The sequence below is a fragment of the Yeosuana sp. genome (genome assembly GCF_057126245.1).
In genome coordinates this window covers 1-16,955 of record NZ_DBNGMQ010000076.1, presented here as the reverse complement: position 1 = coordinate 16,955, position 16,955 = coordinate 1, and the positions used below count along the sequence as shown (strand labels likewise).

Annotated in this window: 13 protein-coding genes and 1 tRNA gene; 13 read left to right on the top strand and 1 reads right to left on the bottom strand. The window is 32.4% G+C overall.

Annotated features, from left to right (window positions below; all coding sequences use genetic code 11):
* Positions 1-25: 25 nt before the first annotated feature.
* From AC15TD_RS09555 to AC15TD_RS09530, 6 genes are all read left to right on the top strand, one after another.
* Positions 26-1,192, top strand: coding sequence for a formimidoylglutamase (locus tag AC15TD_RS09555; protein WP_484451919.1), 1,167 nt, complete (start codon positions 26-28; stop codon positions 1,190-1,192).
* A 162-nt stretch (positions 1,193-1,354) separates the two neighbouring features.
* Entirely contained in the window at positions 1,355-2,722 is a 1,368-nt protein-coding gene (gene porK / locus AC15TD_RS09550; RefSeq protein ID WP_484451918.1) for a T9SS ring complex lipoprotein PorK/GldK, read from the top strand.
* A 65-nt stretch (positions 2,723-2,787) separates the two neighbouring features.
* A complete protein-coding gene (gene porL / locus AC15TD_RS09545) occupies positions 2,788-3,429 on the top strand; it encodes a type IX secretion system motor protein PorL/GldL (protein WP_484451917.1) in 642 nt (213 codons plus the stop codon).
* Between the two features lie 49 nt (positions 3,430-3,478).
* On the top strand, positions 3,479-5,038 hold the full coding sequence (gene porM / locus AC15TD_RS09540) for a type IX secretion system motor protein PorM/GldM (RefSeq protein ID WP_484451916.1): 1,560 nt from the start codon (positions 3,479-3,481) through the stop codon (positions 5,036-5,038).
* 111 nt (positions 5,039-5,149) lie between these two features.
* Positions 5,150-6,040 carry a type IX secretion system ring subunit PorN/GldN gene (porN, locus tag AC15TD_RS09535; RefSeq protein ID WP_484451915.1) on the top strand — a complete coding sequence of 297 codons (891 nt, stop codon included), beginning with the start codon at positions 5,150-5,152 and terminating at the stop codon, positions 6,038-6,040.
* A gap of 96 nt (positions 6,041-6,136) precedes the next feature.
* Entirely contained in the window at positions 6,137-7,177 is a 1,041-nt protein-coding gene (locus AC15TD_RS09530) for an NAD(P)/FAD-dependent oxidoreductase (RefSeq protein WP_484451914.1), read from the top strand.
* Here AC15TD_RS09530 and AC15TD_RS09525 read toward each other — a convergent pair whose 3' ends face one another.
* Complete coding sequence (locus AC15TD_RS09525; RefSeq protein ID WP_484451913.1) at positions 7,178-7,561, bottom strand: DUF983 domain-containing protein; 384 nt, start codon at positions 7,559-7,561, stop codon at positions 7,178-7,180.
* An 86-nt stretch (positions 7,562-7,647) separates the two neighbouring features.
* Here AC15TD_RS09525 and AC15TD_RS09520 point away from each other — a divergent pair, with 86 nt between their 5' ends.
* The 7 genes from AC15TD_RS09520 to AC15TD_RS09490 all read left to right on the top strand — a co-directional run bounded on the left by AC15TD_RS09520 (position 7,648) and on the right by AC15TD_RS09490 (position 16,742).
* On the top strand, positions 7,648-9,555 hold the full coding sequence (locus AC15TD_RS09520; protein WP_484451912.1) for an ABC-F family ATP-binding cassette domain-containing protein: 1,908 nt from the start codon (positions 7,648-7,650) through the stop codon (positions 9,553-9,555).
* A gap of 75 nt (positions 9,556-9,630) precedes the next feature.
* Positions 9,631-10,785: an efflux RND transporter periplasmic adaptor subunit gene (locus AC15TD_RS09515; RefSeq protein ID WP_484451911.1), complete on the top strand. Its 1,155-nt coding sequence runs from the start codon at positions 9,631-9,633 to the stop codon at positions 10,783-10,785.
* Position 10,786: 1 nt separating this feature from the next.
* A complete protein-coding gene (locus tag AC15TD_RS09510) occupies positions 10,787-13,981 on the top strand; it encodes an efflux RND transporter permease subunit (RefSeq protein WP_484451910.1) in 3,195 nt (1,064 codons plus the stop codon).
* Positions 13,971-15,287, top strand: a complete 1,317-nt coding sequence (locus AC15TD_RS09505; protein ID WP_484451909.1) for a TolC family protein — start codon at positions 13,971-13,973, stop codon at positions 15,285-15,287. The genes AC15TD_RS09510 and AC15TD_RS09505 overlap by 11 nt, the downstream gene beginning before the upstream one ends.
* Positions 15,288-15,461: 174 nt before the next feature.
* Positions 15,462-16,286, top strand: a complete 825-nt coding sequence (locus AC15TD_RS09500) for a Two component regulator three Y domain protein (protein ID WP_484451908.1) — start codon at positions 15,462-15,464, stop codon at positions 16,284-16,286.
* An 83-nt stretch (positions 16,287-16,369) separates the two neighbouring features.
* A complete protein-coding gene (locus AC15TD_RS09495; RefSeq protein WP_484451907.1) occupies positions 16,370-16,552 on the top strand; it encodes a CPXCG motif-containing cysteine-rich protein in 183 nt (60 codons plus the stop codon).
* A gap of 117 nt (positions 16,553-16,669) precedes the next feature.
* Positions 16,670-16,742, top strand: a tRNA-Met gene (locus tag AC15TD_RS09490).
* Positions 16,743-16,955 lie beyond the last annotated feature (213 nt).

Here is a 16,955-nt window from a genome sequence, read left to right as displayed (position 1 = left end):
ACAAAAAAATAACAAGGATTACCGTATGAATTTTAATTTTCTGACTCCCGTATCAGATTTGGTATTAGCTCATAATGAGCTGCTTTCACAGCAAGCATTGGGCAGAAAATTACGTGTTCATTCAAAACATAATGGTGTTCCAGATTTAGAAGGCGTTAATGTCGCACTAATAGGTGTTTTAGAAAACAGAAATGATTACAATTTTATAGGAGAAGAGTTTCAATTAAACGAAGTTAGAAAAGCATTTTATTCACTTTTTCCAGGAAGTTGGAATACCGTTATTGCTGATTTAGGTGATATTAATAAAGGTGAAACGGTTGAAGATACTTATTTTGCAATAAAAACCACGATTTCTATTTTAATTCAAAAACAAATTATACCCATCATTATAGGTGGAACACAAGATTTAACTTATGCCAATTATAGGGCTTATGATGCGTTAATTCCAATGGTTAATATTGTTAATATAGATAGTAAGTTTGATTTAGGTGACTCAACGAGACCCATTAAAAATAATAGCTTTGTTGGAAAAATTATATTAGATAAACCTTATAACTTATTTAATTACGCGACTATAGGGTATCAAACCTATTTTAATTCGCAAGAGGAAATAGATTTAATGGATAAACTTTATTTTGAATCCTATCGTTTGGGTCAGGTTTCAAAAGATATTACCCTTGTAGAACCTGTTTTTAGAGATGCTAATATTGTAAGTATCGATTTGAATTCTGTAAAAAGTGCAGAGGTAAGTCTGAATCAAAAATATTCCCCTAACGGATTTGATGGAAAAGAGATTTGTGCCATTGCACGTTATGCAGGAATAAGTAATAAGGTGTCTTCGTTTGGCGTTTATGAATACAAACCATCAAAGGATGATGAGATCACCAGTATGTTGATGTCACAAATTATTTGGTATTTTATTGAAGGTGTTAATTACAGGGTTAAAGATGATAGTTTTACAGATGAAAATAATTATCAGAAATATATTACCTTGGTCGAGGATCAGGAGTTAATCTTTTATAAGAGTAATAGAACAGGACGATGGTGGATTGAAATACCTTTTTTGACTGAAGTCAATACTAAATTAAAGAGACATACGTTATTACCTTGCATGCATGCAGATTATTTAGATGCTTGTAACAATAAGGTCCCAGACCGTTGGTATAAGGCATTTCAAAAAAACTGTATATAGATGTAAATACTGACTAAAAGATGGATTTCATCGGTAAAATGTATTTTTTTTACGATGAAATGTAATTTTTTTTGATAAATAGTTGTTTTTTTAAAAATATATAAATATGTTTACGCTCTCAATTAAGAAGCAATAATAATTAACCTCGAGTTTTCTATGGATATGAAGAAGTTTTTTTTATTAACCGTATTATTAACACTACTTGTAAGTTGTAGCTCTAGCGATAGAGGTGAACTAGTAGGTGTTAAAGGAAAAAAATGGCATCCAGAAAAGCCATATGGAATGGAACTTGTTCCTGGTGGAGCTTTTATAATGGGTAAAGCAGATGATGATTTAGCAGGTGTACATGATGCACCAGCCAAAACAGTTACTGTGAGAGCCTTTTATATGGATGAAACCGAAATCACTAACAGTGAGTATCGCCAATTTGTAAATTGGGTTCGAGATTCAATTGTTAGAACTAAGCTAGCTATTTTAGCAGATGAAATTGGTAAAATTCCTGATGATGGAGGTATTGGCGAATTTGCATTTAAAGATGCAGATACTGCAAATATGTCTGTTTACGAAAAGTATATGTTTGAAAACTATACGGGTTTAGGACCAACAGGATACGAAGGAAGAAAATTAAATAAAGATGTTGATTTAATTTTTGATACTGATGATTACCCAGATGAGTGGTATGCAGAAGTTATGGATACTATGTATCTACCTATAGAAGAGTCCTATAATGGGCAACGTACATGGGATGTTAAGAAATTTCAATTCCAATATACCTATATGGACGTTCAAAAAGCAGCCAAAAACAGAAATTTAAAGCGTAAAGACGTTATTATTAAGGAAGAAATTGAAATTTATCCAGATACAACAACGTGGATAAGAGATTTTGCTTATTCTTATAATGAACCAATGCATAATGATTATTTTTGGCATGATGCCTACAGTGATTATCCAGTGGTTGGAGTAACATGGCAACAAGCTAAGGCCTTTTGTCAATGGAGAACCTTGTATAAAAATTCATATCAAAAATCCAGAAAAGGAGCGGCTTTTGTAAATTCTTTCAGATTACCATCTGAAGCAGAATGGGAATATGCTGCAAGAGGTGGCCTGCAAGCTGCTACATATCCTTGGGGAAATTATTACACTAAAAGTGATAGAGGTTGCTTTATGGCAAACTTTAAGCCGGTACGAGGTGATTATGCAGCAGATCAAGCATTGTATACTGTTGAAGCAAAATCATATGAGCCGAATGATTATAACCTATATAATATGGCAGGAAATGTGTCAGAATGGGTAAATGCTTCATATGATCCATCATCTTACGAATACATATCAACTGTAAACCCAAATCTAAATGATACAGATAATCAACGTAAAGTGGTTCGCGGAGGGTCATGGAAAGACGTTGCATACTTTTTGCAAGTTAGTTCAAGAGATTATGAATATGCAGATTCAGCAAGATGCTACATAGGATTTAGAACAGTACAAGATTACATGGGGACACAAGTAACAAAAAACGCAAAGAACAAGTAATCAACAAATAATAACTATTAAATTAACCTACTTAAGTATTTTACTTAAATTAAAAACCGAAAATTATGGCACAGTCAAGAGCAAGTAAAAAGTTTATGAATTTAGCTTATGGATTAGGCGCATCAATTGTAATTGTTGGAGCACTATTTAAAATTATCCATTTTGAAATAGGACCTTTAACAGGAAACGTTATGTTAACTATTGGTCTAGTAACGGAAGCAATTATTTTTGCATTATCTGCATTTGAACCAGTTGATAACGAATTAGATTGGTCACGCGTATATCCAGAATTAGCTGGAGGAGAATCTACCAATAGCAAAAAGGAGGCAAAAGAAGCCCAAGGTCTGCTATCAAAAAAATTAGACGAATTATTGAAAGACGCTAAAATTGATGGCGAGTTAATGGCAAGTTTAGGCGACAGCATTAAAAACTTTGAGGGTGCTGCTAAAAACATGTCACCAACAGTAGATTCAATACAAGCTACTAAAAAATATGGTGAGGAGTTGTCATTAGCTGCTGCACAAATGGAATCTTTAAACAGTTTATATAAAGTACAGTTAGAAAGTATTAACCGTCAAGCTGTTATTAATGAAGAATCTGTTGAAAATGCATCTAAAGTGAAAGAACAAATGCAATCGTTAGCATCAAACTTATCATCACTTAATGGTGTGTACGGTGGAATGCTTTCTGCAATGAACAAAAACTAATTATGGTTTTAACCCAAATTTTAACAATTAACCAAAAACCTAATTAGAAATGGCAGGAGGAAATTTATCACCACGACAGAAAATGATTAACTTGATGTATTTGATATTTATAGCGATGCTAGCATTAAATATGTCAAAAGAAGTGCTTTCAGCATTTGGATTAATGAACGAAAAACTAACCGAGTCTAATGAAGCAGCTACAGATCGTAATGCCGCTTTTATGGCCGGATTAGAACAAAAAGCTAGTGATCAACCAGCTAAATATGAACCTTTAAAGGCTCAAGCTGGTCAAATAAGTCAATTGGCTTCAAACTTTAACACCTATTTAGAGGACTTAAAGAGCAAAATGACGGCTAAAATTGATGATCCTACAGATTATGAAATTATGGACAAAGGTGATTACCTTGATGAACATTTTTTCAAAGGAGATATTATCAAGCCAGATGGTAAAGAATTTTTAAGCCAAATAGCAACCTTTAGAGACGGAGTTACCGATGTATTAAAAGGTCAAGATGGTATGGATGCCGTTATTAAAGATGTTCAGGCAAAATTTGCTACAGATGCTGTAAAACGTGGAGCTGGACAAGTTAATTGGTTAGACCATAACTTTAAAGGATTTCCATTAGTTGCGTCTTTAACAAAAATGACACAACTTCAAGCTGATATTAAAACAACAGAATCTGAAGTCATGTCGACCATGTTAAAAGGAACACTTACGAGTGAAGTCTCTATGACAAATTATACAACCTTGTTAGAAACTACTAAGTCTGCCTACTTTAATGGTGAGCAATTTGATGGACAAATTGTATTAGGTAGAAAGGATAATTCAACAAGACCAGAAAGAGTAGAATTGACTTTAGATGGAAGAAAACTTTCAGAAAAGGAATATACTATAGAAGATGGTAAAGTGAAATTAAAAGTCAATGCAGGATCTGCAGGTGAACATAAAATTGGTGGCCAATTAATTTTCTTAGAAAATGGTGAAGAAAAACCAGTGAAAGTAGAACAATCTTTTGCTACTGTGCCAAAACCAAATGCAGCTACTATTTCTGCGGATAAAATGAACGTAGTATATCGTGGTGTTAAAAACCCAATGACTATATCATTTGCAGGAGTTTCAGATAATAAAGTGGTTGCAAGCGGACAAGGATTAAGTAGAACTTCTGGAAGTAAATACGTGATGGATGCGACTACCATTAAAGGACGAGAAGTAACTATTAATGTTACTGGTACGCTGCCTGATGGTCAAAAAGTATCTGACAATGCCATGTTTAGAATTAAAGATTTGCCAAAACCAACTGGTACAGTTAGGGGTGAAGATGGATCTTTAAACATGCAACGTAACAGTCTTCAAATATCAACTATTGGAGCTAAGTTCGATGACTTCGATTTTGAATTACCATTGAGTGTTACAGGATTTAAATTTAAAGTTCCTGGACAACCAACAATAGATGTAAATGGCAACAAATTAGATGCAAGAGCAAAACAAGCGTTAAGCAAAGCGAAGCGTGGTAGTGGTGTTCAAATATTTGATATTGAAGCAAAAGCAAAAGGTGTTAGCGTTATACTTAAAAAAGTATCGCCAGTATTTATTGAGCTTACAAATTAGGACTTAAGTAATCTTAAGGTTCTAAAAATTAAAATGTATAACATATGAAACATCCATAATTTAAATTATGGATGTAACATATGGCAATTGAATAACAATAAAAACATACAGATGAAATTGAAAAGTTTTTTATTAACCGTTACAACCCTTTTTGCTGTATCAGGCGTGTTTGCTCAAGCAAATATTCTTAATGCAAAAAGCCCTGAGGAAATTGGTGTTAGAACCGAGGCACAAAAGACTATCGATAACGATAAACCTTTAGAATATGGTTATGTTGACGATAGAGATATTCTTTTTGCTAAAATGACATGGGAAAAAGTTGTTCTTGATGAGCGTGCTAACTTTCCTTTATATTATCCTATTGATACAAATAACATAGGAAGTAACAGACGTTCATTGTATGATATTCTTATTAAGAACATTAAAAATGGTAACATAAAAAACATTTATGATGATTCTTATTTTACCGGAAAACGTACATTGAAGGACATTCAATCTGCATTGGTTAAAATTGATACCACAGAATTAGGTATCGAGCAAATTAATGCTGGAGAAGAATTATCTGCTCAATACATAGATAAAAGAGAAATTACGGCTGCAGATATTAAAGAGTACAGAATAAAGGGCTTATGGTATTTTGATAAGCGTCAAGCTGAGATGAAGTACAGACTTTTAGGAATTGCTCCTGTAGCTCCAGATGTTCAAACGATAGATCAAGAAATACCAGATTTAGTTCCTTTATTTTGGGTGTTTTTCCCAGATGCGAGAAATATTTTGCATGAAGCTAAATCATTTAATAATGAGAACAGCACGATGCCATTTTCATTTGATCATATTTTAAATGCTAGACGTTTTAATGGCTATATATATAAAGAAGAAAATGTACAAGGAGATAGAGCTATTACAGAATATGTATCTCAAAATTCCTTAATGCAGCTATTAGAATCTGATAGAATTAAAGATAAGATTAGAGATTTTGAACTTGATATGTGGACGTATTAATCACATATATAATAACATAATTTTAAACCGCTCAAAAACAATGAGCGGTTTTTTTATGACTATCAATTTAATAATCTCTGTATCTTTGTTTTAATAATGAAAGTTGATTTTATAGTAATAGGTAACGGTCTTTCCGGTATTAGTTTTTGTGAAGAACTTAGAGCTAATAACAAATCATTTATAGTTTTTGACGATGGTTCTCAACAATCTTCAACAGTTGCTGGCGGGTTGTATAATCCAGTAGTTTTAAAGCGATTTACTTCCGTATGGAAAAGTAAAGAACAATTGCAAGTAGCATTGCAAATGTATAACCGTCTGGAGAAGGAGTTTAATATTAAAATCGATTATAAACTTTCTGTACTCAGGAAATTTTCATCTTTTGAAGAACAAAATGATTGGTTTACAGCATCCGATAAGCCTAAACTAGCAGAATATCTTTCAACAACATTAATAAAAAACACAAATCCACATATTAATGCTGCTTTTGACTTTGGAGAAGTATTGAAAACGGGTAGAATTGATGTTAAGACTTTAATAGATGCATATCGAAATTTCTTATTAAAAGAACTTATGTTTTTTGAAGATGAATTTCGGTATCAAGATTTAGAGATATTGACAGATGGTTTTAGGTATAAAGATATTAATGCCAAACATATTGTGTTTTCAGAAGGGTATGGCGTTTGTAAAAACCCTTTTTTTAAAGATTTACCTATTATAGGAACTAAAGGTGAATTATTAATTATAAATGCACCAGATTTAAAAATTAATTATGTCTTAAAAAGTTCCGTTTTCTTAATCCCGATAGGTCCTGATGATTATATAGTTGGCGCTACATATAATTGGGACGATATGAGTAACAATGCGACACATGAGGCCCAAGAAGCGTTATTAGCAAAGTTGAATACCTTAATTACCTGTCCTTTTAAAATAGTAAACCAAGTAGCAGGAATTAGACCTACGGTAAAAGACAGACGTCCTTTAGTAGGTGAGCATAAGGTTCATAAAAACATGTATGTTCTTAATGGTTTAGGAACCAGAGGTGTTATGATTGGTCCTTATGTGGCAAAGCAACTTTTTAACTTTATTGAATTTGGAGTGCCTTTAGAAAAAGAAATTGATATTATAAGATATCAATAATTATTTATTTATCGCAGATTTATCATAATTGATAAAAAGGTTAATCCATATATTTCTTGAAAGACGCATGATAATGGGCATAAATACAATTAGAGTGACCACAATAGCAATAAAAGTAATTTCTAAACTTGCTTCAAACAAAAGATATGTAATCACAGAAGCAGCCACCGCAAATGCAATACCAACGGCATAACTAACGTACATAGCTCCGTAAAAAAATGAAGGTTCTAAGCGGTATTTGGTATTACATTTAGAACATCGTTCATTAATTTTTAAAGTACTATTTAAATTATAAGGATTTGTAAATGTGTACATAGATTCTTCTTGGCACTTGGGACAATTTCCTGTTAAAATGCTATATAATGATGTTCCTTTTTTAAACATATAATTTAGTGTATTTTTGCAAATTCAATTTACAGAACAAATGTAACTTTTAAAAAATAACGTTCTGTAATTTTAGTTACATTTCTATGATGAACATTCACAATTTATCAATTTCATTTCAAGGAGAATATCTTTTTCAAGACATTACTTTCAAGCTAGATAATGGAGATAGCGTCGGTTTAATTGGTAAAAATGGCGCAGGTAAATCTACTATGCTAAAAATTTTGGCAAAGGAAATTGAACCAGATTCGGGGCAAATTGCGACTGATAAAACCTTGAAAATTGGGTTTTTAAAGCAAGATATTGATTTTGATTTTGGTAGAACTGTTCTTGAAGAAGCTTATGAAGCTTTTTCTGAAATAAAACTTATTGAAGCCAAAGTAGACGATATAAATCATCAACTGGCAGAAAGAACGGATTATGAAAGTGAAGCCTATCATCAATTAATGGTCGATGTGAATGAATACCATCACCAATATGAAATTTTAGGAGGTTATAACTATCAAGGAGAAACCGAAAAAATCCTGCAAGGATTAGGTTTTGAGCGACATGATTTTGAAAAGTTGACTGATACATTTTCGGGTGGTTGGCGTATGCGTATTGAGTTAGCAAAACTTCTTTTGCAAAATAATGATATTTTATTGCTTGATGAGCCTACAAACCATTTAGATATTGAATCTATTATCTGGCTAGAAGGATTTTTAAAAAATTATTCGGGAGCTGTAGTTATTGTTTCGCATGATAAAATGTTTTTAGATAATGTAACCAATAGAACGATAGAAATTTCATTGGGTAGAATTTATGATTATCCAAAACCGTATTCAAAGTATTTAGTGCTTCGTCAAGAGTTGAAAGTACAACAATTAGCTTCACAAAAAAATCAACAAAAGCAGATAGAGCAAACAGAGAAGCTTATAGAAAAGTTTCGAGCCAAAGCTTCAAAAGCTACCATGGCACAGTCACTTATTAAAAAACTTGATAGAATTGACCGAATTGAAGTTGATGAAGACGATAATAGTGTGATGACTCTTAAATTCCCTATATCTGTTACACCTGGTAAAGTAGTTGTAGAAGCTTATAATATTTCAAAAAACTATGGAAATAATCAGGTTTTAAAAGATATAGACATCGTTATTGAACGTGATAGTAAAACGGCTTTTGTTGGTCAGAACGGACAAGGTAAATCTACACTAGCCAAAATAATTGTTGGGGATATTAAGTTTGATGGTAATTTAAAGTTGGGGCACAATGTGCAAATTGGATATTTTGCTCAAAATCAAGCGGAATATTTAGATGGTAGTAAAACGGTTTTAGATACTATGATTGACGCCGCCAATGAAACAAATAGAAGTAAAGTAAGAGATATTTTAGGGTCATTTTTGTTTAGAGGCGATGAGGTCGACAAGTATGTGCGTGTGTTGTCTGGTGGAGAGCGTAACCGCTTGGCGCTTGCAAAATTATTGTTACAACCTTTAAATGTGCTTATCATGGATGAGCCTACCAATCACTTAGATATTAAATCTAAAAACGTTTTAAAAGAAGCTTTAATAAAATTTGAAGGGACTTTAATTTTGGTATCGCACGATAGAGATTTTCTTCAGGGTTTAACTAATAAAGTTTATGAGTTTAAAGATCATAAGATTAAAGAGTATTTAGGTGACATCGATTTTTATTTAGAACAGCGAAATGTTCTAAATCTTAGAGAGGTTGAAAAGAGAAATGTAGTTAAAGAAAGCCCCAAGGAAAAGAAACAACAATCTTATGAAGACCAAAAGAAATTGAAGTCTTTAAATAATAAATTGAGCAATGTAGAGGCTAAAATCAGTCAATTAGAAAAAGAGATTAAAGATATTGATTTCTCACTTGAAGTAAACTATGCTGAAATAACCTCTAAACCGAATTTTTTTGACGGATACCAAAAAAAGAAAACAACACTGCAAGAATTGATGCAAAAATGGGAAGATATTCAAATGGAGATTGAAACTTTAGAGTAATTTTTTTAAGTTTTTTTAACTATTTGAACTTACTTATTAGGTAATTTTGTGTCCTCGACCATCAAAATTATAAAAATGCGAAAAATATTACTTGTTGGTATTGGTATTGTAATTTTAGGGGCATCTTCACTAGGAGCCTACCTTATTATAAAAAGCAATAATAAAGTAAAGCCCAAAGTTGAAAAGGTTGTAAAAACTGTTTTTACAGAAACCGTAAAAAATACTACTGTTCCTATAATAATTCCATCAAATGGTAATTTGGTAGCAAAAAATCGATTTGAATTATATTCAGAGGTCCAGGGCATATTCGAAAATACGGCTCATGACTTTAAAGCGGGTCAATACTACAATAAAGGAGAAACTTTAATTAGAATTAACTCTGATGAATATTTTGCATCCGTCCAAGTTGCTAAGAGTAATCTATACAATTTAATTGCTTCAATTATTCCAGATTTGAGATTAGATTTTCCTGCGCATTATAAAGTTTGGGATAACTATTTAAGGAGCATTGATATGAATAAAACCATAGCACCTCTGCCTAAAATAGAAGATGAAAAGTTGAATTATTTTATAACAGGACGTGGTATCGTATCGTCATTTTATAATGTAAAAAATTTAGAACAACGATTGTCTAAATATAAACTTGTTGCACCTTTTAGCGGGGTTCTTACTGAAGCCATAGTTACAAAAGGAACTTTAATAAGATCTGGACAGAAATTGGGAGAGTTTATAGATCCTACTATTTATGAATTGGAGCTTGCCATTGGAAAATCTTATAGCGATTTGTTAAAAATTGGAGAATCTGTTGAATTAAAAACACTCTTAGGAAAGAAACCTTATATAGGTAAAGTGACTCGGATAAATGGGCGAATAGACCAATCTACCCAAACAATAAAAGTTTTTGTTGAAGTTAAGGCAGATGATTTAAAAGAAGGCATGTACCTTGAAGCACAATTGGAAGCCTCGGATGAGCCTAATGCTATTAAAATTTCTAGAAAATTATTAGTTAATAACTCAGAAATATTTATTCTAAAAGATACTATTTTAGATATATTAAAAGTTAATCCAGTTTATTTTTCTCCAAACGAGGTGGTTATTAAAGGAGTTCCTGATGGAACTAAAATACTTTCAAAACCTTTGGCTGGCGCATTCGCAGGTATGTTAGTTAAACCCGCTAATGAAGACGATATAAAGGGTGTCCAAAGTCAGTCTGAAACTATTAATAATTAATATGAGACGTATAATTTCATATTTTATTAAATATAGTGTTGCAGTTAATGTTGTGCTTATTGGGTTTTTGTTGTTTGGTGTATTTGGAATATTTCAATTAAAATCATCTTATTTACCCCTCCAAGATGCCAAAAACATAAGTATCAATATAACCTATCCGGGAGCGGCTCCCCAAGAAATCGAGGAAGGTATCATATTAAAAATCGAAGACAATTTAAAAGGATTAAAGGGGATTGATAGAACGACGTCTACCGCGAGAGAAAATGGGGGGAGTATTGCTGTCGAAATTGAAACAGGAGAAGATATTGATGCGATGTTGGCAGAGATTAAAAATGCTGTAGACAGAGTACCTAATTATCCCACAGGCATGGAACCTTTGGTTGTTGCAAAACAAGAGAGTTTCAGGCAAACCATAGTTTTTGCAATAAACGGAGATCATGTAGACTTAAAATCTTTAAAGGTTATAGGGCGTAATGTTGAGAATGATTTACGCGCTATGGAAGGTATTTCTCAGATAATCGTTTCTGGTTATCCTGAAGAAGAAATTGAGATTGCTGTGAGAGAGAATGACCTTTTGGCTTACAATCTTACCTTCTCGGAAGTTGCGACTGCTGTATCGCAAGCCAATATATTATCAACTGGAGGTAATATTAAAACCGAATCAGAGGATTATTTAATTAGGGCAAACAATCGTTCATACTATGGTGTTGAATTAAATAATCTAACCGTTAGAGCTCAACAAGACGGCAGCATTGTTCGTTTACAAGATGTCGCAACTATTAGGGATCGATTTTCGGAAACGCCAAATGCGTCTTATTTTAATGGGAATCCTTCGGTAAATATTGAGATTACGAATACCAATAATGAAGATTTACTTGATTCAGCTGCGAAAGTCAATAATTATATAGAAGAATTTAATCAAAAAAACACGGGAGTAAGAATTGATGTGGTTAGGGATAATTCAATCAATTTGCGGGATAGAACACGTTTGCTATTAGAAAATGGTGCTATGGGGATTCTTTTGGTTTTAATTTTTCTATCATTATTCCTAAATACGCGTTTGGCATTTTGGGTAGCCTTGGGTTTGCCGGTTTCATTTTTAGGGATGTTTATTTTCGCGGTATATTTTGGTATCACCATAAATTTAGTATCCTTATTTGGGATGATTATTGTAGTTGGAATTTTGGTAGATGATGGTATTGTTATATCAGAGAATATATATCAACATTTTGAAGAAGGAAAACCTAGAGTTCAGGCTGCTATAGATGGCACCATTGAAGTATTACCGCCTATTGTCTCAGCTATTCTAACAACTGTTTTGGCATTCTCAACGTTTCTTTTTTTAGAAGGTAGAATGGGAGATACTTTTAGTGAGGTATCTCTAATTGTTATTTTAACACTTGTAGTTTCCTTGTTTGAAGCTTTAGTTATTTTACCTGCTCACATTGCACATTCTAAGGCGTTAAAAATAATAACAATTAAAGAGCAAAAAAAGCAACGTGGTATTGATAGAATCTTTTTGAAGCTTAGAAAGTTTAACGGCTACGGAGATCGCTTCATGAAATATTTAAGAGATCAACTTTATAGTCCTATTTTAAAATTTGCCCTAAGGCAACGCTTTATAACATTTTCTATGTTACTAGGAATAATGATATTAACAATAGGGGCCTACCAAGGTGGGATAATAAAAAGTACCTTTTTCCCAACCTTAGACAGTGATAGTGTAAGCATAAACTTATTAATGCCAGAGGGGACAAATCCAAAGATAACAGATTCCATTATCTCTATGGTTGAAAATGCCTCATGGGTAATTAATAATAGTTTTACTGAGCGTCAAACGGATAATAAACAAGTTGTACAAAATATTGTTAAAAACGTTGGGCCAGGTAACAACAAAGCAGATTTAACTGTTAACTTACTTCGAGGTGAAGAGCGTGACTTTTCAGCCCAAGAGTTAACAAATGCGATACGTAAAGAGGTTGGGGAAGTGTATGGAGTAGAGCTTCTTACTTTTGGTTCTGGTCGAAATTTTGGTGGAAAACCTGTTTCGGTTTCCCTTTTAGGTTATAATACTGCTGAATTAAAAGCTGCTACTAGCGAACTAAGAGCAAAACTGGAAAGCAACTCATTATTAGCAGATATAACCGATACAGATCCTGAAGGGATTAAAGAAATTAATATTGAATTAAAGGAGTCCGCCTATGCATTAGGTTTAAATCTAAGAGATGTTATGTTCCAAATACGTTCAGGTTTTTTTGGTTTACAAGCACAACGTTTTCAGCGTGGACAAGATGAAATTAGAGTTTGGGTACGATATGATCGTTCAAACAGAGAATCCATAAATGATTTGGATGACATGAGAATTATTACGCCCAATGGTGAACGTGTTCCTTTTAGTGAAATTGCAACGTATAACATTAAAAGAGGAGAAGAGAGTATTAGACATTTAGAAGGCATGAGAGAAATTCAGGTGAATGCGGATCTTGCTGACCCCAAGGGAAGCCCTACAGAGATTGTCACAGATATTCAAGATAATGTTATACCAGATATTCTATCTAAATATCCTTCGATTTCAGTGTCCTATGAAGGACAAAATCGTGAAGCGAGTAAAGTTTCTAAGTCTGCTCAAAAAACAGTTCCGGTAGTGATATTTTTAATTTATGTTGTTATTGCTTTTACGTTTCGCAGTTATAGTCAACCGTTTCTGCTAATAATTATGATTCCGTTTAGTTTTATAGGAGTTGGATGGGGTCATTTTTTACACGATTTCCCAATAAATATATCTTCCATGTTAGGAATTATAGCTTTAATTGGTATTATGGTGAATGATGGTTTAGTTTTAATTGGTAAATTCAATTCATTTTTGGTTGAAGGCATGTCCTTTGATCAGGCCTTATATCAAGCAGGAAAAAATAGATTTAGAGCTATCTTTTTAACCTCATTAACAACTATTGCGGGAATAGCACCTTTGCTTTTAGAAAAAAGTAGAGCAGCGCAGTTTTTGCAGCCAATGGCTATCTCAATCGCCTATGGTATTGGCATGGCAACCATTCTAACTTTGATAGTTTTGCCAATTTTACTATCGGCTACCAATAGTGCCAAGGTGAATATTAAATGGTTAACTACCGGTAATAAAGTAGCTAAAGAAGATGTTGAACGCGCTATTAAAGAACAAATTGAAGGAAATGAAGAATAGATTAATCTTTTTAAGCGTATTTCTAGTAGTTTCTAATGTATTTGCACAGCAACAATTATTAACACCAAACAAGGCTGTTTCGCTCGCTTTAGAGAATAATTACGGAATTAAACTAGCGAGTAATCAAAAAGAGCTAGCTAAAAATAATGCAAGTATTTTAAACTCTGGATATTTACCTACTGTCAGTGGAAATGCAGGAGCAACTTACAATATTGATAATACCGAAGCAGTATTTTCAAATGGAAATGTAACAAATCTAAATGCCGCTGAAAGTTCTCGTTACAATGCATCAGTAAATCTAAATTATACATTATTTGATGGTTTAGGACGAAGTTATAATTATAAACAACTAAAAGAACGTTACCAGTTAAGTGAACTTCAGGCGAGAGAAACTATTGAAAATACGGTATTTCAATTATTCACCATTTATTACAATGTAGCACAAATAACAGAAAACACAGCTACTTTAAAACAAACGTTAGCTATCTCAAATGATAGACTAATTAGAGCAAAGTATCAGTTTGATTATGGACAAAACACCAAACTAGATGTGCTCAATGCTGAAGTAGATATTAATAACGATAGTATTAATTTAATTAATTCTAAACAGCAGTTGAAAAATTCTAAACGTGATTTAAATGTTGTTTTTGGAAATGTTTTAACCAATGATTTTGATGTCGCTACTTCAATTGAATTTAATGTTTTTTATGATAAACAAGAACTTTTTGAAAAGGCAAGAACAAGAAATACAGCGCTTTTACAAATTGAAAAAAATATTGAGATAAGTGGTTTCGGTGTAAAATGGGGCAAGGCAGCATATTTACCAACTATTGGTTTAACAGGCACTTATGGTTGGAATAAGAATAATAATAACGCTGCTTCATTTTTGGCGGTATCAACCAATACAGGTGTTTCTGGAGGTTTAAATTTATCCTGGAACTTGTTTGACGGTGGTAACACTATTACAAGAGTAAAGAATGCAAAAATTGATTTGCAAAATCAACAATTACAGAAGGAGCAATTGCTTGTCAATCTTGAGCGCGATTTCAATAATGCTTGGGATGACTATCAAAACAAATTGAATATTTATAAAATACGAGAAGATAATATTACGACCGCTACAAACAACTTCGACCGTACCGAAGAAAAATTTAAAATTGGCCAAGTTAACTCTATTGAATTCAGGCAGGCACAATTAAATTTACTCAACTCGGAATTATCTAGAAATCAAGCTAAATATGAAGCTAAGATATCTGAATTACAAATGCTGCAGCTTTGTGGAGAACTCTTAAATGTAAATTTTTAAACATATGTTTAAATCAGTAATGCTATTCTTATTAATTCACTTATGCTAATAGCGTGAGTGCTGCATTTCATCGACTCATAAATGTTAAAGAAAGATGTATTTTATCGAATAAAATAGTTTTTAATCTTGTTTTGGGTTACTTTCGTTTTAGAATTAATCCCAAATTTATTCGACATGAAAACTATAAACTACCTAATCATTCTATTTTTTGTATCAGTATTTTCATTTGCTAACATTTCTCCAAAAGAAAAAGAAGCCCTAATAGCACTTTATAATTCAACAAACGGACAAGAGTGGAATTCTAAGTGGGATTTAAATGCATCCGAAAAAACTTGGCATGGTGTAAAAATAAAAGATAATCAAATTGTAGAATTAAATCTTCAGTTTAATAATCTTCAAGGTACACTTCCAGTAGAGATTGGAAATTTAACAGGGTTAAGAAAAATAAATTTTGGCTTTAATCAGCTAATAGGAAAAATACCGGCGTCTTTAAGTAATCTACAAGAGCTTAGATCTTTAGAATTATTTATGAATAGATTTGAAGGAGAAATCCCTTCTGAATTAGGTAAATTAAAAAAATTAGAACACTTAGTGCTTTATAGTAATAAATTTGAAGGTGAAATTCCTGCGGCTTTAATGGGTTTAACCAATTTAAAAGAACTTTTATTAGGAAGCAACTATTTAACAGGTACCATCCCGTCAGAAATTTATGCATTATCTCAATTACAAAAGTTAAGTTTAATGGATAATAAATTAGAAGGAGAAATTCCTGTTGCCATTGCCCAATTAAAAGATTTAGAAGAGTTAATATTATCAAGTAATCAGTTAACAGGAGATTTACCATTAGCCTTTATGAATTTAACTAAATTAAATACCATAATGGTTAGTGATAATAAGTTAAATCAAGATTATGTGAGTATTTCAGGTAATAATCCACCAAGCTTGATGCAATTACAAGTACAAAGTGCAACGGCTACAATGGACATTGAAAAAGAATAATTATTTATAAAGTTAGAGTTTATAATTACATTTGAATAGGTAACACTAATTTGTTACCTATTTTTTTATTTAAAATAAACGGTGTGATAGAGCATTATTTTACATGTCCGTATTGTTGGGAAACCATTTCTATGTTACTAGATAATTCTATCCGTAATCAGAATTATATTGAGGATTGTGAAGTTTGTTGCAATCCGATTCAGGTTAACATTAATTTTTTTGATTCTGAATTAAAAGATTTTCAGGCTGATAGCATAGAACAATAATATTTTCTATTTTATTCTTGTGTAAATTAAAAAGGATTGTATATTTGCAATCCGAAATGATTTGGTCGGCATTATGAACCGAGAGTTAAAAGCTAAGTAAATTATTTTATTTGATATCGCGGGATAGAGCAGTAGGTAGCTCGTCGGGCTCATAACCCGAAGGTCACTGGTTCGAGTCCAGTTCCCGCTACAAAGTACAACGTATTGAAAAAAAGCAGTTTAGTTTTCCTAAACTGCTTTTTTTATGCTTACAATTAAACGATTTCTTACATTTGCATACGATAATGAATACGAAAGTGCATACGATTTGACTCAAAAACGAACTTTTTCGAACCCAAAAATCTACACAGCCAATGGTGATTTGAAAAAACGTTGGTACGTTTATTTTTCGTATCGTGACCCT

Excerpts from the sequence above, each read along its gene's own strand:
- AC15TD_RS09555 (WP_484451919.1), top strand. The coding sequence starts at position 26 with ATGAATTTTAATTTTCTGACTCCCGTATCAGATTTGGTATTAGCTCAT.
- porK (WP_484451918.1), top strand. The coding sequence starts at position 1,355 with ATGAAGAAGTTTTTTTTATTAACCGTATTATTAACACTACTTGTAAGT.
- porL (WP_484451917.1), top strand. The coding sequence starts at position 2,788 with ATGGCACAGTCAAGAGCAAGTAAAAAGTTTATGAATTTAGCTTATGGA.
- porM (WP_484451916.1), top strand. The coding sequence starts at position 3,479 with ATGGCAGGAGGAAATTTATCACCACGACAGAAAATGATTAACTTGATG.
- porN (WP_484451915.1), top strand. The coding sequence starts at position 5,150 with ATGAAATTGAAAAGTTTTTTATTAACCGTTACAACCCTTTTTGCTGTA.
- AC15TD_RS09530 (WP_484451914.1), top strand. The coding sequence starts at position 6,137 with ATGAAAGTTGATTTTATAGTAATAGGTAACGGTCTTTCCGGTATTAGT.
- AC15TD_RS09525 (WP_484451913.1), bottom strand. The coding sequence starts at position 7,561 with ATGTTTAAAAAAGGAACATCATTATATAGCATTTTAACAGGAAATTGT.
- AC15TD_RS09520 (WP_484451912.1), top strand. The coding sequence starts at position 7,648 with ATGATGAACATTCACAATTTATCAATTTCATTTCAAGGAGAATATCTT.
- AC15TD_RS09515 (WP_484451911.1), top strand. The coding sequence starts at position 9,631 with ATGCGAAAAATATTACTTGTTGGTATTGGTATTGTAATTTTAGGGGCA.
- AC15TD_RS09510 (WP_484451910.1), top strand. The coding sequence starts at position 10,787 with ATGAGACGTATAATTTCATATTTTATTAAATATAGTGTTGCAGTTAAT.
- AC15TD_RS09505 (WP_484451909.1), top strand. The coding sequence starts at position 13,971 with ATGAAGAATAGATTAATCTTTTTAAGCGTATTTCTAGTAGTTTCTAAT.
- AC15TD_RS09500 (WP_484451908.1), top strand. The coding sequence starts at position 15,462 with ATGAAAACTATAAACTACCTAATCATTCTATTTTTTGTATCAGTATTT.